Origin of the sequence: Prosthecobacter sp. (assembly GCF_044222345.1) — a bacterium.
In the GTDB taxonomy this organism is placed as follows: domain Bacteria; phylum Verrucomicrobiota; class Verrucomicrobiia; order Verrucomicrobiales; family Verrucomicrobiaceae; genus Prosthecobacter.
In genome coordinates this window covers 104,841-123,250 of the sequence record NZ_JBGANL010000013.1, presented here as the reverse complement: position 1 = coordinate 123,250, position 18,410 = coordinate 104,841, and the positions used below count along the sequence as shown (strand labels likewise).

General features: G+C 60.0%; 16 protein-coding genes. 8 read left to right on the top strand and 8 right to left on the bottom strand.

Annotation, left to right across the window (positions count from 1 at the left end):
* Positions 1-169: 169 nt before the first annotated feature.
* Both ACILSL_RS09765 and ACILSL_RS09760 read right to left on the bottom strand, forming a co-directional pair.
* The gene (locus ACILSL_RS09765; protein WP_395731829.1) at positions 170-2,338 is read right to left on the bottom strand and encodes a DUF1549 domain-containing protein; all 2,169 of its coding nucleotides are present in this window, start codon (positions 2,336-2,338) and stop codon (positions 170-172) included.
* 124 nt (positions 2,339-2,462) lie between these two features.
* Entirely contained in the window at positions 2,463-3,038 is a 576-nt protein-coding gene (locus tag ACILSL_RS09760; protein WP_395731828.1) for a DUF4339 domain-containing protein, read from the bottom strand.
* 122 nt (positions 3,039-3,160) lie between these two features.
* Here ACILSL_RS09760 and ACILSL_RS09755 point away from each other — a divergent pair, with 122 nt between their 5' ends.
* The 3 genes from ACILSL_RS09755 to ACILSL_RS09745 are packed head-to-tail and all read left to right on the top strand — an operon-like array spanning position 3,161 to position 5,286.
* Positions 3,161-4,279: a hypothetical protein gene (locus tag ACILSL_RS09755; protein ID WP_395731827.1), complete on the top strand. Its 1,119-nt coding sequence runs from the start codon at positions 3,161-3,163 to the stop codon at positions 4,277-4,279.
* Entirely contained in the window at positions 4,273-4,668 is a 396-nt protein-coding gene (locus tag ACILSL_RS09750; RefSeq protein WP_395731826.1) for a hypothetical protein, read from the top strand. The genes ACILSL_RS09755 and ACILSL_RS09750 overlap by 7 nt, the downstream gene beginning before the upstream one ends.
* Positions 4,669-4,716: 48 nt before the next feature.
* Positions 4,717-5,286 carry an NAD(P)H-dependent oxidoreductase gene (locus ACILSL_RS09745; RefSeq protein WP_395731825.1) on the top strand — a complete coding sequence of 190 codons (570 nt, stop codon included), beginning with the start codon at positions 4,717-4,719 and terminating at the stop codon, positions 5,284-5,286.
* 933 nt (positions 5,287-6,219) lie between these two features.
* Here ACILSL_RS09745 and ACILSL_RS09740 read toward each other — a convergent pair.
* From ACILSL_RS09740 to ACILSL_RS09715, 6 genes are all read right to left on the bottom strand, one after another.
* Positions 6,220-7,248, bottom strand: a complete 1,029-nt coding sequence (locus tag ACILSL_RS09740) for a sugar phosphate isomerase/epimerase family protein (RefSeq protein ID WP_395731824.1) — start codon at positions 7,246-7,248, stop codon at positions 6,220-6,222.
* Positions 7,249-7,350: 102 nt separating this feature from the next.
* The gene (locus ACILSL_RS09735; RefSeq protein ID WP_395731823.1) at positions 7,351-8,934 is read right to left on the bottom strand and encodes an arylsulfatase; all 1,584 of its coding nucleotides are present in this window, start codon (positions 8,932-8,934) and stop codon (positions 7,351-7,353) included.
* Positions 8,935-8,957: 23 nt separating this feature from the next.
* Positions 8,958-9,194, bottom strand: a complete 237-nt coding sequence (locus tag ACILSL_RS09730; protein ID WP_395731822.1) for a hypothetical protein — start codon at positions 9,192-9,194, stop codon at positions 8,958-8,960.
* Positions 9,195-9,196: 2 nt separating this feature from the next.
* On the bottom strand, positions 9,197-10,345 hold the full coding sequence (locus ACILSL_RS09725) for a hypothetical protein (RefSeq protein WP_395731821.1): 1,149 nt from the start codon (positions 10,343-10,345) through the stop codon (positions 9,197-9,199).
* A gap of 275 nt (positions 10,346-10,620) precedes the next feature.
* Complete coding sequence (locus ACILSL_RS09720) at positions 10,621-10,863, bottom strand: hypothetical protein (RefSeq protein WP_395731820.1); 243 nt, start codon at positions 10,861-10,863, stop codon at positions 10,621-10,623.
* A gap of 105 nt (positions 10,864-10,968) precedes the next feature.
* Positions 10,969-12,408 (bottom strand): alpha/beta hydrolase, encoded by a 1,440-nt coding sequence (locus tag ACILSL_RS09715; protein WP_395731819.1) that lies wholly within the window; start codon positions 12,406-12,408, stop codon positions 10,969-10,971.
* 159 nt (positions 12,409-12,567) lie between these two features.
* On the opposite strand from ACILSL_RS09715, the gene ACILSL_RS09710 reads away from it, so the two are divergent.
* From ACILSL_RS09710 to ffh, 5 genes are all read left to right on the top strand, one after another.
* Positions 12,568-13,281 (top strand): hypothetical protein, encoded by a 714-nt coding sequence (locus ACILSL_RS09710; protein ID WP_395731818.1) that lies wholly within the window; start codon positions 12,568-12,570, stop codon positions 13,279-13,281.
* A complete protein-coding gene (locus ACILSL_RS09705; RefSeq protein ID WP_395731817.1) occupies positions 13,278-14,777 on the top strand; it encodes a thermonuclease family protein in 1,500 nt (499 codons plus the stop codon). The genes ACILSL_RS09710 and ACILSL_RS09705 overlap by 4 nt, the downstream gene beginning before the upstream one ends.
* The gene (locus ACILSL_RS09700) at positions 14,774-15,556 is read left to right on the top strand and encodes a hypothetical protein (protein ID WP_395731816.1); all 783 of its coding nucleotides are present in this window, start codon (positions 14,774-14,776) and stop codon (positions 15,554-15,556) included. Before ACILSL_RS09705 ends, ACILSL_RS09700 begins: the two co-directional genes overlap by 4 nt.
* Positions 15,557-15,560: 4 nt before the next feature.
* Positions 15,561-16,895, top strand: coding sequence for a polysaccharide deacetylase family protein (locus ACILSL_RS09695; protein ID WP_395731815.1), 1,335 nt, complete (start codon positions 15,561-15,563; stop codon positions 16,893-16,895).
* 69 nt (positions 16,896-16,964) lie between these two features.
* Positions 16,965-18,395: a signal recognition particle protein gene (gene ffh, locus ACILSL_RS09690; protein ID WP_395731814.1), complete on the top strand. Its 1,431-nt coding sequence runs from the start codon at positions 16,965-16,967 to the stop codon at positions 18,393-18,395.
* Positions 18,396-18,410 lie beyond the last annotated feature (15 nt).

The following is an 18,410-nucleotide window of genomic DNA, read 5'->3' as shown; positions in this document are numbered from 1 at the left end:
CTTCACCGACAGCGAAGGCCCTGCTGGAGAAGAGATGCTCCATGGAGGGCAGCAGACCGACGCCGAGGCAGGACTGGGCCATGCGGGTCAGCACAGCGCGGCGGGAGAGATCGTTGTTGGGCGTTTTCATGGTGAATTCAAATGAGGTGTTGCTGAGACAGGGCGGAAATTATTCGACGAAGATGAAGCGCTGCGTGCTGAGCGCGGCGAGGGTGATGTCCTCCCACAAGGTCTTGGAGGAGGCGTAGCTCTCCACGGTCTGGAGCATGTGGGCCTTCTCCTTCGCGTTCGGTTTGCGGGAGTAGAGGCTGAGGAAGAGCGTGTCGATCTTCTCATCGTTGGTTTTGGCCTTGCGAAGATTGATGCTGAGCGTGGACCAGGCGCTGGTGAGCTGGTTGAGCAGGGAGCCGTTCATCATCGTCAGCGCCTGCGGCACGCTGGCCTCGTCACTGGCGTTTTCGATGATCTCGCGATCGCTCTGACCAAACTCACGCAGGAAGTGGCCGCGCGGCGCGGGGGATGGCAGCTCCGCAGCACGGCTCCAAGTCTGGTGGAGCGAGCGCTGGAAGTTTTCGAAGCTCTTGATGCTCTTCTCATCCTTCATGCCGAGCACGGCTTCGTCCGCCTTGAGGGTGGCCATGACCTTGGCATCCAGCGGTGCTTCTTTAGCGTCCACACGACTGTCCTGCATGAGATTCATCATGGCCATCTCCATGGGACCGTCGCCACTGACGGCGGCCAGCTCCTTCTGAATTTCCTGATTGCCGGATTTTTTCGCGGCCTCGTAGAAGCACTTGGAAACCTGCTCGCGCAGGATGCGCTGGCTTTCGCCCAGACGACGCTGGATGTCGCGGGCCTTGACCTTGTCCTCCGTCTTGCGCGCCTCATCCAGTTCTTTGCGCAGCTTGTCGAATTCCTTGTTCTGCTCGCGCATGGCGGCGGCAACTTCCTTGGCGGCTTCGTAGAGCAGCGGGGCCTCGGTCTTGTCGAGCAGCTGGGCCAGATGATGACGGTTTTCGAGATCACGGCGTTCGCGCTCACGGCTGCTCCAGTTGGGCTGATCGGGATCAGGACTGACGAGGGTGACGAGTGAATCCCACACCTGCTCGGAGCGCATGCGATGGAACACAGGGCCCTGGAAGTAGCAGGGGGTGCCGGGGGAGACTTCCTTGATGCTCTCACGCGCAAAGGCCTGCGTATTGAGCAGGAGACGCAGGTAGGACTTCATGTCGTATTTCAGCGCGACCATCTGCCGCTCCAAAAAGTGCATCAGCTCGGGATTCGAGGGCACGCTGCTGTCCATCATTTCGTCCACCTGCTCATAGAGGCCCGCACCAAAGACGCGCTGCCATAGGCGGTTGGCGATGATGGTGGTGAAGCGTGGATTTTCGGGAGATGTCAGCCACTGGCCGAATTCGCCGATGGTGTTCGATTCCTTCTTCAGCGCCACGGGCTTGCCAAACATGACGGAAGCCGGCACGACATCCTTCGGCTTGGCGTCCTTGTACTTGTAGTCATGCGGCAGGCGGAGCTGGCCTTTGTTTTGCACGACGAGCGTGTCACGCAGCGGACGGGTGGCCTCATTGAGCGCCTGGCGCATGAGATCGCGGGTGTCATTGTCGAGAGCCTTGTCATTGCGGATCATCTTCTGCACTTCGTCACCGCTCTTGGAGCGGTAGCTGGAGGCGCTCATGTTGTGAGTGAAGGCCGCCATTTCGTAGAACTGCTTCTGCGTCCATTTGTCGAAGGGATGATCGTGGCACTGCGCGCATTCCATGCGGGTGCCGAGGAAGATGCGGGTGGTGTTGGAGAGGTTGTCCAGCGGCATGCCGCGGTCACGCATGTAGTAGCCGATGGCGCCGGTGTCGAAGCAGGAGCCTTCGCTGGAGACAAGCTCGCGGGCCATCTGATCATACGGCTTGTTCTCCCGCAGCGCGGCGCGGAGGTAGTTCAGGTAATTCAGAGATGTGGTGCTGCCGGCCACGCCCTGGCTCTGCGCACGGAGCACATCCGCCCAGTAGTTGAAGAAATTCTGCACATAGCCTTCGCTGGCGAGAAGTGAATCGATGAGCTTGGCCCGCTTGTCCGGCATCTGGCAGGCATGGAAGGCACGTGCCTCGTCCAGCGTGGGAATGCGGCCCACCACCGTCAGATAGACACGGCGGAGGAAGGTGGCGTCATCCACCACGGCGTTCGGCTTGATCTGGTGTTTCTGCCAGCTTTTGGCGAGCAGTTCATCGACCTGCCGGGAGGCGGCAGTGGTGTCCGCAGGGGCAGCCTGCAGCGCGAAGGCGAAGACGGTGGTGGTGAAAATCGAAAGTAGGTGGCTGGCTTTCATACCAGAACCAACGCGGCGCTCCAAAGACAGATGTCAGCGCCTCCTCATGATGCCAAATCCTGCACACCAAATGGCAATCCAGTCATTGCCAGCCACGCAGGAGCACGTGCGCAGCAGGATAAAATCACTTCATGGAGGTGTCATTGAGCAGCCCCTTGACGACATCCACGGCCTCCCCCATGCCCTTCATCAGTTCGGCCAGCCCGGGCCCCAGGATCCAGGAGGCGTAGGTGATGGCCATCCACCAGGCAATGACGTTCACGATGATCAGGATGGTGACCAGCACCTCCACCCAGCGGCCCCAGACGAGGAGGTAGCCGTTTTCATCCTTCTTCTGGCGGAAGATATGATCTGTATACAAGGCCACGGCAGCCCACCATAGCAGCGGCGGGAGAAAGAGAAAACCCATGATCATGCGCCGTGTCACTGTGCCACCGCGTTGATTGTAGGGCACGCGGTTGTAGTCCCGATAGCGGGCCACACGGCGGCGGGTGGGCAGCACGGTCAATCCATCCGCAACGACCTGCCCGTTGGCATGCAGCTCCAGAAGGGACGAAACAGGACGCCACTGCTCCTCGTCTGCGCGCTTCACCAGATCACTGTCGCGGATCGAACCGTAGGCGAGAAAATTGCGCAGGTCGTCCTTCGAACACGGACCCAGTGTCTTCTGGCCTTTGGCGATGTAATAGGAGGCATGCACGAATCTGTAGGGAACGAACGGTGCTAAGATAGTTCGAAGGACGGGTAATATGCAATATCTACACCAAGATGGAATGTAAGTTTTTTATCACCAAAGGGGCTAAATTTCAGCGTACCCACCCCATGCGCCTCCGCTTTCTCACTCTCCTTGCCGGTCTGTCCACCCTGACGCTGCACGCCATCCCCCCTGCCCCCACCTCCAGCATCAAGGCTGGATTTGCGGAGCGGGACATCACGCCGGGAATCGGCATGGAGCAGCCGGGCGGGTATGGGAAAAGCTTCCACCGGACTTTTCATGACACCTGCAAGGTGCGTGTGGCCCTGTTTGATGACGGGAAAAAAACGGTGGTGGTGATCGGCCTCGACTCGCTCGTCGTCCCCCGGCAGGTCGTGCTGGATGCCCGGGCGCAGATTGAAAAAGCCACCGGAATCACCGGAGACGCCGTGCTGATCTGCGCCTCGCATTCGCACAGCTCCGGCCCGGTGGGCATGGTCATGCCGGGCGAATATGACACCGCTTCTGACCTGGTGAAAAAACTGGCGTATGAAGAATCCTCCTGTGCCGATCCGGGCTACCTGCTGCGGCTCACGCATGAGATCGTGGCCGGAGTGGTGGCCGCCAATCAAAACAAGGTGCCGGTGCAGCTCGGCTGCGGTTTTGGCCATGAGGACAAGGTTTCCTTCAACCGCCGCCTGCGCATGAAGAACGGCCAGAGCTGGAGCCACCCCGGGGTGGGCAATCCGGACATCCTCGAATATGCCGGCCCCATCGATCCGCAGGTCGGTGTCATCGGCGCCTGGGACATGCAGGGACAGCTGGTGGGCGTGGTGGTGAACTTCGCCTGCCATGCCACCACCAATCCCGGCGGCATCTCGGCCAACTGGATTCAATACCTGGAAAAAACCATCCAAGGAGGACTCGGCACGCATGCACCCGTCGTCTTCATGCAGGGGGCCTGCGGTGACATCACGCAGGTGGACAATCTCAGCACCAGCCAGCGCCCCAAGCCGGAGGAGTGGAGCCAGCTCGTGGGCGGACGCGTCGGTGCGGAGGCCATCCGCGTTTTGCTGTCCATGCCCAAAATCACCGCCGCGCCCACCGAGACGCGTCAGGAAGTCTTGAAGATCAAACGCCGCCCGCCTTCGCCGCAGCGTGTTGCCAGAAGCCTTGAAATCGCGGGCAAACCGAGAGCGGCAGGAGACAGCACCATCACCGTAGTTTCGCCAAAGAGATCTTGTTGACCAATCTCAACAAGACGAATCCGCTCGTCGACTGCGAGGTGCAGTGCATCAAAGTGGTCCGCGCATGTTCTTCTGATCCCGCCGAATACTTCGCAGCGTATGGTCTCGACATCAAAAAGGGCACAATGCCTTTCACCTTCCGTGTGAACTTTCCAACGGCGTCGGTCGGCTATGTGCCCACGGAGGAGGCCTTCGGCCCGCACGGCGGCGGCTATGAAACACGGCTGACCGCCTACTCCAATCTCGAAATCACAGCAGGAACGCAGATGGCGAAGAAAGGCGTCGAACTGGCGAACCAGATGACCGCTGAGCCCAGGCCCGAACCACTGAAGGCTCCGCCTTTCAGCCAGCCCTGGACCTACGGCAATGTGCCGCCAGAGCTGGAGTGACCGTTCTCCGATTGCAGTTCGGGCCGCTCCGTGTCAAATCATCGGCTCATGACACCCGCCGAACTTCTCACCGCCCTCAACTGGCGCTACGCCACCAAGGTCTTCGACTCCACAAAGAAGATCCCTGACGACACTTGGGCGGCCTTGGAAGAGTCGTTGGTTCTCACGCCGTCCAGCTATGGCCTGCAGCCGTGGAAGTTCATCATCATTCAGGACAAGAACCTGCGTGAGGAGTTAGTCGGGCATTCCTGGCGGCAGCGGCAGGTGGTGGACTGCTCGCATCTGGTCGTCATGGCCACGCGGCGCACGATGTCCGAAGTCGAAATCGACGCCAACCTCATGCGCATCGCGGCAGTGCGTGGCGGCACCCCGGACTCACTGGCGGGTTTTCGCAAGATGCTCACCGGAACCTTGGATCAAGGATACATGACCACAGAGTGGGCGAAGATGCAGGCGTACATCGCGCTCGGTCAATTCATGGCTGCCGCTGCGCTGCTCGGCATCGACACCTGTCCCATGGAGGGCTTTGTGCCCGCCAAGGCGACGAGGTTCTGGGGCTTGAAGCCCAGGGTTTCACGACGGCAGTGCTCTGCCCGGCGGCTATCGTCATGCGGATGACCGCTATGCTTCGCTGCCCAAAGTGCGGTTCAAGAGCAGCGATGTGATCGAGCATCGCTGATGGGAGAACGCATTTCGTCGATGCGGAGGCGAAGCAGTTTGCGAAAACGCTGATCGACGGCATGAAAATATCTATCGCATTTCAGGGCTGCTGAACGAGTTGGCGAGGTTTGCGTGGGGATCCAGCCACGCAAGGACTTGGCGCAAATTCGTCTCGGACATTGCCGTGCAACCCGCCGTGGGCACATTCTCACCCTGCCAGAGGTGCATGAAGATGCAGGACCCCAGACCGGGTGTGTGGTGTGGATTGTGAGCGATGACGCACCGAGTTTGTAGGTGCAGCCGATGGCGGGAACCATGGTTCGGCATGGTCCAGTCACAGGCGACTGTGCGATCATCCACGATCTGGTTGTAGTGCTTGAGCGGACGTCATATCGATGCCCCAATGATGCTCTGCATTGGAGATGGCAGCTTAATCCAGGTCGGTTGCTGTTCGGCACCAAACGCCTGAGTGATGCGAAAAACGCCTGCAGGAGCGCAGCCGTCCCCTTCCTTCTTGATGCGCCAGCCAGCGGGTGCCGCAGAGTGCAAACTCGCCGCCCCCACGCCATGCCATTACGGCCGATGCGGGCGGGAATGGCAGTTCCAGCAGCCTGCCAGTCATTCGTTGGCGTGCGTTCGAGCATCCTCAGCTCCACCGCTGTTGTCTGCTGGTCTGCGGCGGTCATTGCAGAGCACCGCCTACAGTTGACGGCAGCACGGCGGTAAAGATTCTGCGGGTAGCTTCATCGGAACGGTCATGTGCGCAATTGCCGGAGGCGAGCATGAGGAGCATGACAAGAACACGATGCATGCGAGAAGCGGGTGAGAATGGAAACGCCGCAGAGTTTTGCAACTCTGCGGCGCTGAAGAGTGGATCAGACCACCGGGCTGTTACCAGCCGTGGGCGTCGCGGACTTTGATCATCGCGGCGAGGATCTTGTTCCAGGTGTCCGGCGTTTCGAGCACGGCGTTCGGGAACATGCAACCATCCCAGCAGATGTGCTGGATGCCGCGGGCGGCGGCGTCCTTGAGCCAGTAGCCGGAGGCCTTGGTGATGTCGAGCTTGCCGTTCGGATCGTCAGCGCGGCAGTGCTTGCCGGTCTTGTCGTGCGAGCCGGCGCCATGGACGGTGCCATCGTTTTGAGCCACGTGGAAGTCGATAGTCCAGGGGCGCAGCGCATCGGTCATCTTCTCATAGGCGGCCCAGAACTCGGCGTCGCTGTAGCCTTCCTTGAGCAGGGCATGCTCCGGAGCGTTGTAGCCGAGGGTGTAGAGGTAGGTGTGAGCGAGGTCAGCCTGAAAGCCGAGGGCGTTTGGCATGCCCACGCCTTCGAGGACGTCGAGCATGTCTTTCCAAGAGTGCATGCCGGCCCAGCAGATTTCGCCTTCGGCGGCGAGGCGCTCACCGCTGTCTGCGGCAATCTGCGCGGCCTTCTTGAAGGTGTCCACGATGCGGGCGGTGTTTGCCTTGGGGTTCTCACGCCATTTGGCCACGCCGAACTCGGCGGAGTCGATGCGGATGACACCGTATTTGCGGACGCCGTGATTGTTGAACACCTTGGCGATGCGGCAGGCCATTTTCACAGCGCTGAGGAATTTCTCCTGCTGCGCATCGTCGCCCATGGCGGAGTCACCGACGGTGCCGGGCCACACGGGGGCCACAAGGGAACCGACGCTGAAGCCCTTGCTGGCGATGAGATCGGCGATCTTCTTGAGTTCGTCGTCACTGGCCTCAGGATTGGTGTGAGGGAGGAAGAGGAAGTAGTCGATGCCTTCAAACTTCTGGCCGTTCACATTCGCTGCGGCGGTCAGATCCAGCATCTTTTCAAGGCTGATCGGTGGTTCCTGGCCTTCGCCGTCGCCTTTGCCGACGAGTCCGGGCCACATTGCATTGTGAAGTTTGGGTGAGGTGTAGCTCATGGTGGTTGCTTGGTTTGGGAAGCGAGCCGCGAGGTTAGCGGGAAGGTTTGGGAACGCACGAACAAAGTTGCGTGATTTCAGCAGGGCACGACAGGTTCAGCCTTACTTGGCCTTCTTCTTTCCTTTGCCTTTGGGCTGCGCGGCAGGGGTGGGCTTGCGAAGGACGACCGGCACCGCGTTTTGCTGTGCGGCACCGGGAGTGCTGCGACCGCTGGTGACGATCTGTTGGAGTTCGCCGGTCATCTTGGCGACGATCTCGGGGTGCGTGCCCTGCATGTTGTCCTTCTCGGCGATGTCTGATTTCAGATTGTAAAGCTGGGTGTCTGGCAGGCCTTTTTCGCCGGGGCTGCCGGGACGCGGATCGCTCCAGCCGCCGGAACCGGCGCAGAGTTCGAGTTTCCAGTCGCCTTCACGCAAGGCGAAGGAGCCGTTGATGGAATGATGGATCACGCTCTGGCGCACCGGTTTGCCGGATTCGCCCAGCAGCGCGGGCAGGATGCTGAAGCTGTCTTCGGCGGCGTTTTCGGGAACTTTGACACCGGAGGCGTCAGCGGCGGTGGCCATGAAATCGGTGAGGCAGACGATCTGCGCGGAGGTCTGGCCGGCTTTCACTTTTGCAGGCCAGCGCACGATGAAGGGCACGCGGTGGCCGCCGTCAAAAATGTCCGCCTTGTGGCCGCGCATGTTGTAGCTGGGGTTGTGGCCTGCGGCGAGCAGCCTGGGGTAGTCCGCGCTGGGTGAGCAGCCGTTGTCACTCGTGACGATGAAGAGCGTGTCCTTGGCGATGCCTGCATCCTCCGTGGCCTTCATGATCTGGCCGATGGCGTCGTCGGTTTCCATGACGAAGTCAGCGTAGAGGCTGATGCCGCTTTTGCCCTGCCACTTTTCACTGGGAAGGATTGGGGTGTGGGGAGAATTCAGCGGCAGGTAGAGGAAGAACGGCGCATCTTGTTTCGCTTTCGACTCGATGACTTTTTTCGCCTCACGCGTGAAAGTGGGCAGCACATCCTCGCCACGGAAGCCAGGGGAACCGGGGCCTTCGCGGGTGTAGCTCATGCGACCGCCGGCGTTCATGGCGAGTTTCATTTTTTCCGTGGGATTGGCCACGACGTGATCGTTTTCGATGAAGCAATAAGGCACCATATCCAGCGAGGCGCTGATGCCGAAGTAGGTGTCAAAGCCCACGCTGGTGGGACCGTTGGTGATCGGCTTGGTGTAGTCCACGTTGTTCACCTGATCGGCCTTTTCGATGTTCAGCTCCTCCGTGGGCCCTGTGCGCACCCAGTCCATGCCCAGGTGCCATTTGCCCACGCAATGCGTCGTGTACCCCTGCTGCTTCAGCATGGCGGGAACCGCCAGCCTCCCCTGCTCGATCAAGCGCGGGCTCAGACCGCCGAGCACGCCACTCTGCAGCTTCGAGCGCCAGGCGTAGCGACCCGTCATCACACCATAGCGCGTAGGCGTGCAGACGCTGGAGCCTGAATGCGCATCGGTGAAAATCATGCCCTCCTTGGCGAGACGATCGAAACTCGGCGTGGCGATCTTGCCTTCGGGATTGAGGCATTTCACGTCGCCATAACCAAGATCATCGCAGAGGATAAAGATGATGTTGGGTTTGTCGCCAGCACTGGCCGTGACGGCGAGAGCGAGGCACAGCAGGGTCGTGAGTAAAAGGAAGCGGTTCATTGGTTGAACCGCATTCAACGCGCTCAACCCTCCGAGCTATCGAGATATTCCAGGGCCTTGGAAAAACTGGCCTGGGTGAGGAAATGATTCAGCCGCGGCGGCAGCTGGGCGCGCAGTTTGAGATGCTCGGCCCCAAGCTCCTCCGAGACCTGTTTCAAGGCCTCCAGATGCGCCGCCGGATCACGGTCCCGAAACGCATGGTCGGCGATGAGAGCGAGGCGACGCTGAAGAAGAGCGCGCAGTGAATCAAACGAGTTCATGGTTACTGGTTCTTGTGGCGATAGTAACTGACCACCAGTTTTTCGCCGGGTTCCACCTGAAAGGAATATTGCTTGAGCAGGTCCGACAGGGTTTCGAGCATCCAAGGGTAGGTAAATGTAGCCCCGTTTTTGGTGAAAAGAATGTCATCGGCCAGATACACAGCCGAGTGAACCACCCCGCCGGAAGGTTTGGAAAAGAAAGCGATGTCTCCATAGCGGGGATCCCCTGCGGCAGGAATGTAATCCTCCTTCAGCTTCTGCATGAAGTGCGCAGGATTGCTCATCTGCTGGTCCGCCACATCATTAAAAAAGTTAAACGGAGTCCAGTGGCAGTCACGCAAGGGGGCAGGACCGTTCAACGGATTGTCCGGCATGGGATAAACAAACAGCTGGGAGGAGGGCAGCGGCGGCAGCAGGGTGACGACACCCAGCATTCCACCGTTGGGAGCGTCCGCGATGGATTCGAAAATCGTGCGCACGTCCGTTCCCTTGATGCCTTTGCCCCAGTAGTTTGCCAGGGCGTTGATGTCCATGCCCTGCTTGATGCGGAGGCGCATGGTCAGCGTGCGCTGACAGGTCAGTCCGCGCATGAAATCCCGCTTTTCCTCATACGTCGGCAGCTGGGCCAGCACCACCGAGAGCCCGCTGAAGACCAGGTAGTCGCCATGCTCGCAGCAGAGCTGTTTGAAGAGCATCAGAGTATGCTCACCGCTGGGCGCATTGCCAAAGCGATCCCCCAGCGTGTCCTTGTGAATGAAGGTGATCTGGCCGCGGTTTTCAGGGTGCTGCAACAGCGCCTGGTAGAGCTTCTTGCGCGGTCCGGCGGGCAGAGCGAGAAGAGTCTTTGAAGCAGGCCGCATTTCCATGCCCTGAGCGTTTTGCACCAGCACATCCGGCTCCATCAATTCTGCCCGCAGACTGGCCGGCATTCCGGTGGATTCGAGCAAACGCTCCACCTCGCTGTAATGAGCATTGGGAAAGACCCAGACAGTCCCGTTTTCTTCGAGCTTGCGCAGCGGCAAAAGTTCTTCGGGCGCGGCGATGGTGAACGGCGTGTAGTAAACCTCCCCCCAAGGGCCTGGGCGCAACTGATCCCCCAGCACGGCAGCAGTGAAGCTGCCGGATTCCTCTGCGTGATCATACCATTTCATCAACGCGGCACCCAGCAGAATGCCTATTGTCAGTAAAGCAGCTCGTGAGAGGTTTTTCTTGAAGGATGTCTCTGACTTTATGGGCGCTGCTTCAGTACTCGGCATTCAGTTTTTGGGGGCGCGCTATGTGCCATAGAAACTACGTGCCTCCAATCTGAATCCTCTTCATTTTTTGCGGTTGCTTGAGGCAGCCCTACCTTGCTCAGAGTATTTAGGCGCCCTTGAACAAGGGAATGATTGGCGCAGGCCGATTTAAGCGTCCCACCGAACACGCTTCAGAGCTTCGGCAGCGGTGGCTTGATCGGAGCCATCTGGCCGCTGACGATGCCATGGGCTTTGGTTGGGCGTTTGTAGATTTTGTCACCGCAGGCGATGAAAAGCTCGCTCAGATCTTTGCCGCCGAAACACACGTCGAGTGGCTGTTTCGGAGTCGGGATGATGAAGTTCACGCGGCCGGCTTGATCACAGACCTGGATGCCCAGCGAAGTGGCGACGTAGAGCCAGCCGTTGGTGTCCACGCAGAGAGCCGCCAGGTATTTCCGATCGATCGGAGCCGCTCAAGCCGACACAGCCATTCGCCGTTGCTGCAGAGGTGCGGAGATGCTTGGTGCAGCACTCGACAGTCATCCTGTCATATCGACCGGCACGCAAATCTGCGTCTGGTCAGGCGAGAGACACGGCTGCGGCCCGGGGCCCCAGCCACCGGTGAAGCGATTGCGCAAATCACCAACAGTGCCATCTGCCCTGCTCCAGAAAATCATGTTCTCGCTCCAGTCCGTGGCATAAGTGGCGCCATCTGAACTGCAGCAGATGCTGCGCATATTTGGAGCATCGTTAAGCGTGCCTTGTTTGATGATTACTGGATTTCCGAGCTGATCTCCATCGGCATTGATGGTGACCAACCGGTCCGCATTTTGGTGATTTTCGGCTCGAGAAACGGCAAGACGCAGATTGCCATTCTGTGTCACGGCGGCGGCTCGAATGCCTGACCATTTGGTTTTGACCTCGCTGAGTGAGTGATCTTTCACCCGATAGAGTTTGCCACCACGATTCAACAGGTACAGCGCACCGTCCTGGGTGGAAAATATCTGCTGGTCGGCCCCGCGGAACTCATCGGAAGAGTTTTGGACTTGTGTCACCCACTCCCCTTCCCCGACCACCTCATACCCCTTCCACTTCGACTCCCCTTTCGCATTCGCTTTGACCTCGATGTTCGTCTGCCAGTCTCGCCAGAGCCAGCGGAGGACGTCGGGGAAGATTTGGGAGGCATGCTTGGCGTTGTGGCCGCCTTCGCCCCAGGCGTGGTTCACGTCGTAGCCGGCCCAGGTGAGGCTGCGTTCCATCATCTGATTGGCCATCCACCAGTCGCCGCAGTAGAGGTTGTTATCACCCGTGCCGGACTGGAGAAAGACGCGGAGAGGCTTGGGCTCGAATTTGCGAACGAGAACGGGCAGTTGGTCCGCGCCATGAATGCCAACATAGGTGCCCACACCGGTGAAGACACGGCGAAAGCGGTCAGGGCGGTGCCATGCCACCATGAAGGCGCAAATGCCGCCGCTGCTGTTGCCGGAGATGGCGGCGTGATTGGGATCGGAGCTGAGCTGGATGCCGTGCCTTTTCTGGATGGCAGGCAGGAACTCATCGAGCAGGAACCGCGAGTAGGTGGGCGAGACGCTGTCGTACTCGTAGCTGCGGTTGAAGCGCGGCAGGGCCTTGTCATTCGCCGCAGGCACCACACCTGGCTTGATGAAGATGCCCACCAGCGGCGGGATGTCCTTTTTAGCAATGAGATTGTCGAAGACGACGGGAGCCTGATAAATCACACCGTCCTGAAAAACCATGAAGGCAGCGGGCTTGGTTTTGTCAAAACCGGCAGGCAGATAGATCTGGTATTCACGCTGGGTGCCGGGAAAGAGGCTCTCCTCCTTCGCCGTGTAGTTTTCTTTGATGAGGGCACCTTTGGGCACGCCCGGCTGCGGCTTGGAATCTTCCGTGAGGGGAAATTCCGGTTCTGCGGTGAATGCCGTGAGGGAAAGAAGCAGGCTGGCGAGGATGAAACGCATGCCCCCATGCTGGCAGAGGCCGCCATGGGCCGCCAGCCTGAATTTGCGCTCGCCATTCCATGAATGAAATACCTATGCCAGGACCTTGAGTTCGGGCTTGTTTCAGCGTGGGCTCCGGCTAGCATGGGGCAGCTTATTTCACCCCCTTCCATCATCCATTTGAAACCCGGTTTCGTTCTCGCTTGCGCACTCGTCAGCGCGGGGCTTGCCATGTCGGCCCCGATGGCCGAGAAGCGCACGGACGATCCCGGGGCAAGTGCTGAGATTTCTCTGCTGCGTCTGAACTATGAACGCGATCTGATCGAAGCCAGCCTCGCGCCGGTCAAAGAGCAGATCACCACGCTGGCCACCTTGGAAAAGCAGTTCGCCGCTGAGCGTGACTACGACGACGCCATCACCGCACGCGATGAACGCAAACGTTTGCAAAACGAACTGGCCCGCCTGGACAAAGAACTGCTGCTGCTGCAAACCCGCGAGCAAGCGCTCAAAAGTTCCCTCCTGCCAGACCGCATCAAGCTTCCGATCGATACCGCCACTCTGAGCGGCCTGCGGCTCGAAGGCGGAGCCATCACCGGCTGGTCCAAGGTCGGTGCCACCGCCACCTGGAAGCTGCCCGCACTGCCCCCCGGCGGATATGAAGTGATGCTGCGCTACCGCTGCGGCACAGCGGAGGGTGGCAAACTGCTGATCAAAGAGGCGCGCTTCACCCTGACCACCAGCATCGAGACCACCCTCAAGGGCCCGGAGGAGCGCAGCGCCGGCACACTCAAGATCAGCGACGGCTCAGGAACGCTGACACTTTCCGCACAAGCGCTGGTCACCGACAATCTCATGCAACTGCTGGCCGTGGAACTCGTGCCGGCCACCCGATGAAGTGCTCACTGCCAGTTTTGATTTTCACGCTGCATGCCTGCACGGCATTGCTGGCGCAAACGCCCGCAGCGGAGCCGGCCGCCCTCACCGCCACACGCACGGCATTCATGCGCCAGGTGATGGCGGATTCGCAACTGCTCACCCAGCAGTACGAGCGTGCGCTGGCCAAAGTGGAAACAGAGGTCGCCACAGCCGGTGACTACGAGGAAGCGCGCGCCATACGCCAGCGGCGCGAGCAGTTGCAGGCGCTCTATGCAGGGACGGTGTCCAGCCTCGCCACCCCCATGCCCCTGACTCAGGCCCGAATGATGGGATCGGCCCAGGCCTCAGGCGAAACGCTGGGCGGCTGGCGCTCCAGCGGCAGCGGCGCGGAGTGGCAGAATTTCCGCCTGATGCCGGGCGGCTACCATCTGGAATTTGAGGCCAACATGAGTGATGCCCCCGTGGCAGGCAGCATCTATGCCTCATCCAAATTTCAGCCACAGCAAAAGGCCTTGTTTGAATTCGACGAGGTGACGCTGCTGGGGATCGCCGCGGAAAATCACCGCACTTTTGAAATCACCCGCAGCACGGATGAGACAACCTTCACCACCGTGCGTGTCGGGCCGCTGACTTTCAGCCGCGCTCCTGTCACTCTGCGCCTCACCGCTGCAGATGGATATCCCGCCAACATCATCCGCATTCGCAACCTGCGCCTGGTGCCCGTCACGGACGCCGCCGGCACAAGCCCAGCCACTCTCCCACAGACCAGTTCCACCAACGCCATGAAGCTGGCCAGCACAACGCTGAAGGACGCCATCGAAACGGCCAGGACCGAAACCGCCGCCAAGTATATCGACGAATTAAACGATCTCGCAGTGACCAAGCCCGCGCTGAAGGGACAGATCAATGCTGAAATCCGCCGGGTGCAGAGGCTGGGAGATCAAAAAGCGCGTCAAACTGGCATCAACGCCATCACCACGACCAGTGGCGACTTCAGTGGGTTTGAAGACATCAGTGAGGCGCGCCTTGCGGATGATGAACCGATTTCCGGTGAACGCTTCATGGTGGTCTACGAAGGCCGCACTGTGATGGTGCGCCTGCTGTGGATCGATTGTGCTCCGCTGGATGAAACTGACCAGTCTGGAGTGAAGCGCTTCGCCAGGCATTTCAACATCGAGAATGAGGATGTGCCGTCCGTGGGTCGTACCGCACGCGAATTCACCGCCAGTTATCTGCGCAACAAGCCCCTGCGTCTGCTCATCCGCCCGGACCGTGACAAAGACGGCACCATGGCCGCACTGCTGTTTCTGCCCAATGTGGGCTTGTATCAAAATGTGCTGGTCAATCACGGGCTTGCCGCGGTGGTGGCGCCTGCGCGCGACCAACAGCACAGCGCCATGGAGCGGGCTTTCCTCTCCACGTTGAGCGCCATTGAAAACACTGCCAAAAAGCGTCGCCCTCCTCCGGGTGCCTGGGCGCTCTCGGAAGAGAATCAGGGAGGGAAGCAGCCATGAAGCACCTGCTCATGATCACCGCGATGTTGCTTGCTGGCCATGCCCTGGCCCAGCAACCGGCAGCTACACCTGCGGCACCTCCACCTGCGGCACCTCCACCTGCGGCACCTCCATCTGCTGCACGACTTCAGCAGATGGAAAGCATCTATCAGAAGGAGCTCAGCGCACGGCATATCCCCCTGCTGGGCAAGTATCTTCTCGAATTGCAGCGGCAGGCCGCCACCGCCACTGACAAATCAGCCTACACCGCTGAGATCGCCCGCATCCAGCAGATCATCAGTGCAGGCGGAGTGCTGGATCTGATCGCCACCCAGCAGGCGCAGTCCGGCACCATGCCCATGCCTGCCACACCGCCAACCCCGGTGCCCATCGAGCAAAAGCAGGCCCTCATCGCGCTATCACCTGCGCTGGCTCAGGAGAGCACTCCCAAAGCACCGGCAGATGCGCAAACCGCCACCATCGGAGAGATCACATGGCGCATCGAATTCATCGCTGCGGGCACCTATGACATCCTGGTGCATTATGCCTGCACGGAACTGCGGGAACCGTTGAAGATCGTGGTCGAGTGCAACGGGCAGAGGCTCGAAAAGGAACTGGAGGTCGAGCGCGTGACCAAAGACGCCCAGACTTTCCGCATCCTGAGGCTCGGCAGCCTCACCTTGACCAGCGACCTTCGCGGCGAAACACTGCGGCTAAGCGCTGGCGATAAAGCCAGCCCGCACCTCATCGTCAAAAGCCTGCTCATCACCCGGCCGCGTCCTCCCGCCCTCAATCCCTAGCGCCATGCGTTTTGTTTTTCCGTTCATCCTTGTTGCCTTCGCCCTGGGCACGCTGCCTTCATGCAAGCGCATCGAGGCCAAACTGCGCCGCCTTGCCGAGCAGAGCGGCGTCACCCCGAAACCGCCGCCGCCCAAACCCGAAGAACCTGTACTGACCGCCGAAGAGCAGGCGATCGAAAAGAAGCTGCAGGAGACCGCGCTGCTGGCGGCCGCCGCACCTGTGCCTGAGGTCCCGGCAGCCCCGGCCTTTGAGCTCAACAAATCCTCCATCGTCTCCATTCTGGGCTACCATGATTTCAAGGATCGTGGCGGCAGCCCCATGCTCATCGCCGCACCCAAGTTTCGGGCGCAGATGCAGGCCATCAAGGACTCCAAGATCCCTGTCATTTCTTACAGTGACATGATGGCCTGGAAGCGGGGTGAAAAGAACATTCCAGAAGAGGCCATCGTCATCACGATGGATGACGGCTGGGAGGGCGTTTACACCTATGCCTATCCGGTTCTGAAAGAGTTCGGCTTCCCCTTCACCATCTACCTCTACAAAAATTATGTCGGCGGCGCTGGCCGTTCAATGAGCTGGGAGCAGATCAAAGAAATGATGCAGCATGGCTGTGAAGTCGGCAGTCACAGCGTCTCCCATGCGAGCCTCAAGAGCCCCCCCAAGAACCTGAAGACGGACGCTGACAAGCAGCAGTGGGTCTTGGGCGAACTCAAGGACTCGCGCGAATTTCTGGAGCAAAACCTGCACATCAAGTGCCTCTCCTTCGCCTATCCCTACGGCAACTTCGATGACACCATCATGGAAACCGGGCTGCAGATCGGCTACGAATCTCTCGTCACCGTGAACGGTCAGAAAGTCACCTGGGACACGCCCAACGGCAAGCTGGGCCGTTACATTGTGCATGGTGACAACGACATCAATTTCAAGCTCGCCACCAGCTTCCGCGGCCGCGGTGATGTGGGTTCCAATAAATTCCTCGTGGCCGATGCCAAGGACGACAAGGGCGAACAGCTCATCCAGCTGAAGCCCAAGCCTGATGCCGTCATCACCGAACGCCGCCCCCTCATCGAAGCGGACTTGAAAAAAATCGGCACCATCCTGCCGGAGAGCATCAAGCTGCGCATCGCCGGTCTCGGCACGGTGCCGGTGGATTATGACCCGGCCACCATGATCGTGCGCTTCCAGTTCCCCTACAAACTGCGCCGGGAGGATTGCGCCTTGAGCCTCAGCTTCCAGCGTGACGCCACCCAGCCAGCCGAAGTCGTGAGCTGGCGCTTCAAGATTGACCTTGAAGCGGCTTACATGCCCCCCTCCACCCCACCCGTCTCACAGCCCTGATTCGTCCCGCCTTCGTGGTTGCCATGCGTAGGCTGCTGCCGACTATCCCGCGCCCCTTACTTTCCCCCGATGTTCTCCGCCCTCTCTGAAAAACTCGAAAGCGCCTTCAAAAAGCTGCGTGGCCAGGCCCGCATCAGTGAATCCAATGTCAGCGATGCCATGCAGGAAATCCGCCTGGCCCTGCTGGAGGCGGATGTGGATTTCAAAGTCGCCAAAGAACTCGTCGACACCGTCAGCAAGCAGTCAGTCGGCGCGGAAGTGCTGCTCAAGGTTTCGCCCGGGCAGCAGATCGTCAAAATTTTCCACGATGAACTGGTCAAGCTGCTGGGCAGTGATGCCAGCGCCCTGAACCTGGAGCCGCCGCAGCGCATTCTGATGACCGGCCTCAATGGTGCCGGTAAAACGACGACCTCCGCCAAGCTGGCCAACTGGCTCAAGAAGCAGGGCCGCCGCCCGTTGCTCCTCGCGCTGGATCTTTACCGCCCCGCCGCCATCAAGCAGCTGCAGGTGCTCGGCCAGCAGCTCAATGTCCCCGTGTTTGCACCTGCCGAAGGTGAAACAGATCCGGTGAAAGCCGCCAAGGCCGCCATGGCCTGGCTGAAGGAACAAGGCAGCGGCATCGCCATCTTCGACACCGCCGGCCGTCAGGATCTCGATGAAGATCTGCTCGCGGAACTCAAGCGCGTGCGTGCCGTGGTGGAGCCGAATGAAGTCCTCCTGGTGGCAGACGCCGCCACGGGCCAGCAGGCGGTGAGCGTGGCGCAGAAATTCAATGCCGCCGTCGGCATCACGGGCCTGATCATGACCAAGCTCGATGGCGACGCCCGTGGGGGTGCCCTGCTCTCCATGCGTCAGGTCACCGGCTGCGCGGTCAAATTCCTCGGTGTGGGTGAAAAGGTCGAGCAGCTCGAGGTTTTCCACCCCGACCGCATGGCGCAGCGCATCCTCGGCATGGGAGACGTGGTGGGCCTGGTGGAGAAAGCCGCCGAAGAGATCGACGAGAAGGAGGCCATGAAGCTGGCCGCCCGCATGCAGTCGAACAAATTCGATTTCACCGACATGCTCGCCCAGCTGCGCATGATGAAGAAGCTCGGCCCCATCGGCGGGATCCTCGGCATGCTCCCGGGCATGGGCAAGATGAAGGACATGATCGGTCCCGACAGCGACCAGCGCATGAAGCACGTCGAGGCGCTCATCCTTTCGATGACGCCGAAGGAGCGGCAGCGTCCGGAAATCATCAACGGCCAGCGCCGCAAGCGCATCTGCAACGGCGCAGGACGCCCGGTGATGGAAATGAACCAGCTCCTCAAGCAGTTCGAAATGATGAAGAAGCTCATGAGCAACAAAGGCATGATGGCCCAGATGATGGGCGGCATGATGGGAGGAGGCGGCGGTGGTGGCATGGGAGGCCTCGGCGGTCTGGGTGGAATGCTCGGAGGCGGTGGCGGCGGCAAAATGCCCAAACTCCCGCCCGGCATGAAGTTCCCCGGCAAATTCTAACCCTCCTTTTTCACA

Bases quoted from the DNA above. Each gene is read 5' to 3' on its own strand.
- ACILSL_RS09765 (WP_395731829.1), bottom strand. From the start codon at position 2,338: ATGAAAGCCAGCCACCTACTTTCGATTTTCACCACCACCGTCTTCGCC.
- ACILSL_RS09755 (WP_395731827.1), top strand. From the start codon at position 3,161: ATGCGCCTCCGCTTTCTCACTCTCCTTGCCGGTCTGTCCACCCTGACG.
- ACILSL_RS09745 (WP_395731825.1), top strand. From the start codon at position 4,717: ATGACACCCGCCGAACTTCTCACCGCCCTCAACTGGCGCTACGCCACC.
- ACILSL_RS09740 (WP_395731824.1), bottom strand. From the start codon at position 7,248: ATGAGCTACACCTCACCCAAACTTCACAATGCAATGTGGCCCGGACTC.
- ACILSL_RS09735 (WP_395731823.1), bottom strand. From the start codon at position 8,934: ATGAACCGCTTCCTTTTACTCACGACCCTGCTGTGCCTCGCTCTCGCC.
- ACILSL_RS09730 (WP_395731822.1), bottom strand. From the start codon at position 9,194: ATGAACTCGTTTGATTCACTGCGCGCTCTTCTTCAGCGTCGCCTCGCT.
- ACILSL_RS09725 (WP_395731821.1), bottom strand. From the start codon at position 10,345: ATGAAATGGTATGATCACGCAGAGGAATCCGGCAGCTTCACTGCTGCC.
- ACILSL_RS09715 (WP_395731819.1), bottom strand. From the start codon at position 12,408: ATGCGTTTCATCCTCGCCAGCCTGCTTCTTTCCCTCACGGCATTCACC.
- ACILSL_RS09705 (WP_395731817.1), top strand. From the start codon at position 13,278: ATGAAGTGCTCACTGCCAGTTTTGATTTTCACGCTGCATGCCTGCACG.
- ACILSL_RS09700 (WP_395731816.1), top strand. From the start codon at position 14,774: ATGAAGCACCTGCTCATGATCACCGCGATGTTGCTTGCTGGCCATGCC.
- ACILSL_RS09695 (WP_395731815.1), top strand. From the start codon at position 15,561: ATGCGTTTTGTTTTTCCGTTCATCCTTGTTGCCTTCGCCCTGGGCACG.
- ffh (WP_395731814.1), top strand. From the start codon at position 16,965: ATGTTCTCCGCCCTCTCTGAAAAACTCGAAAGCGCCTTCAAAAAGCTG.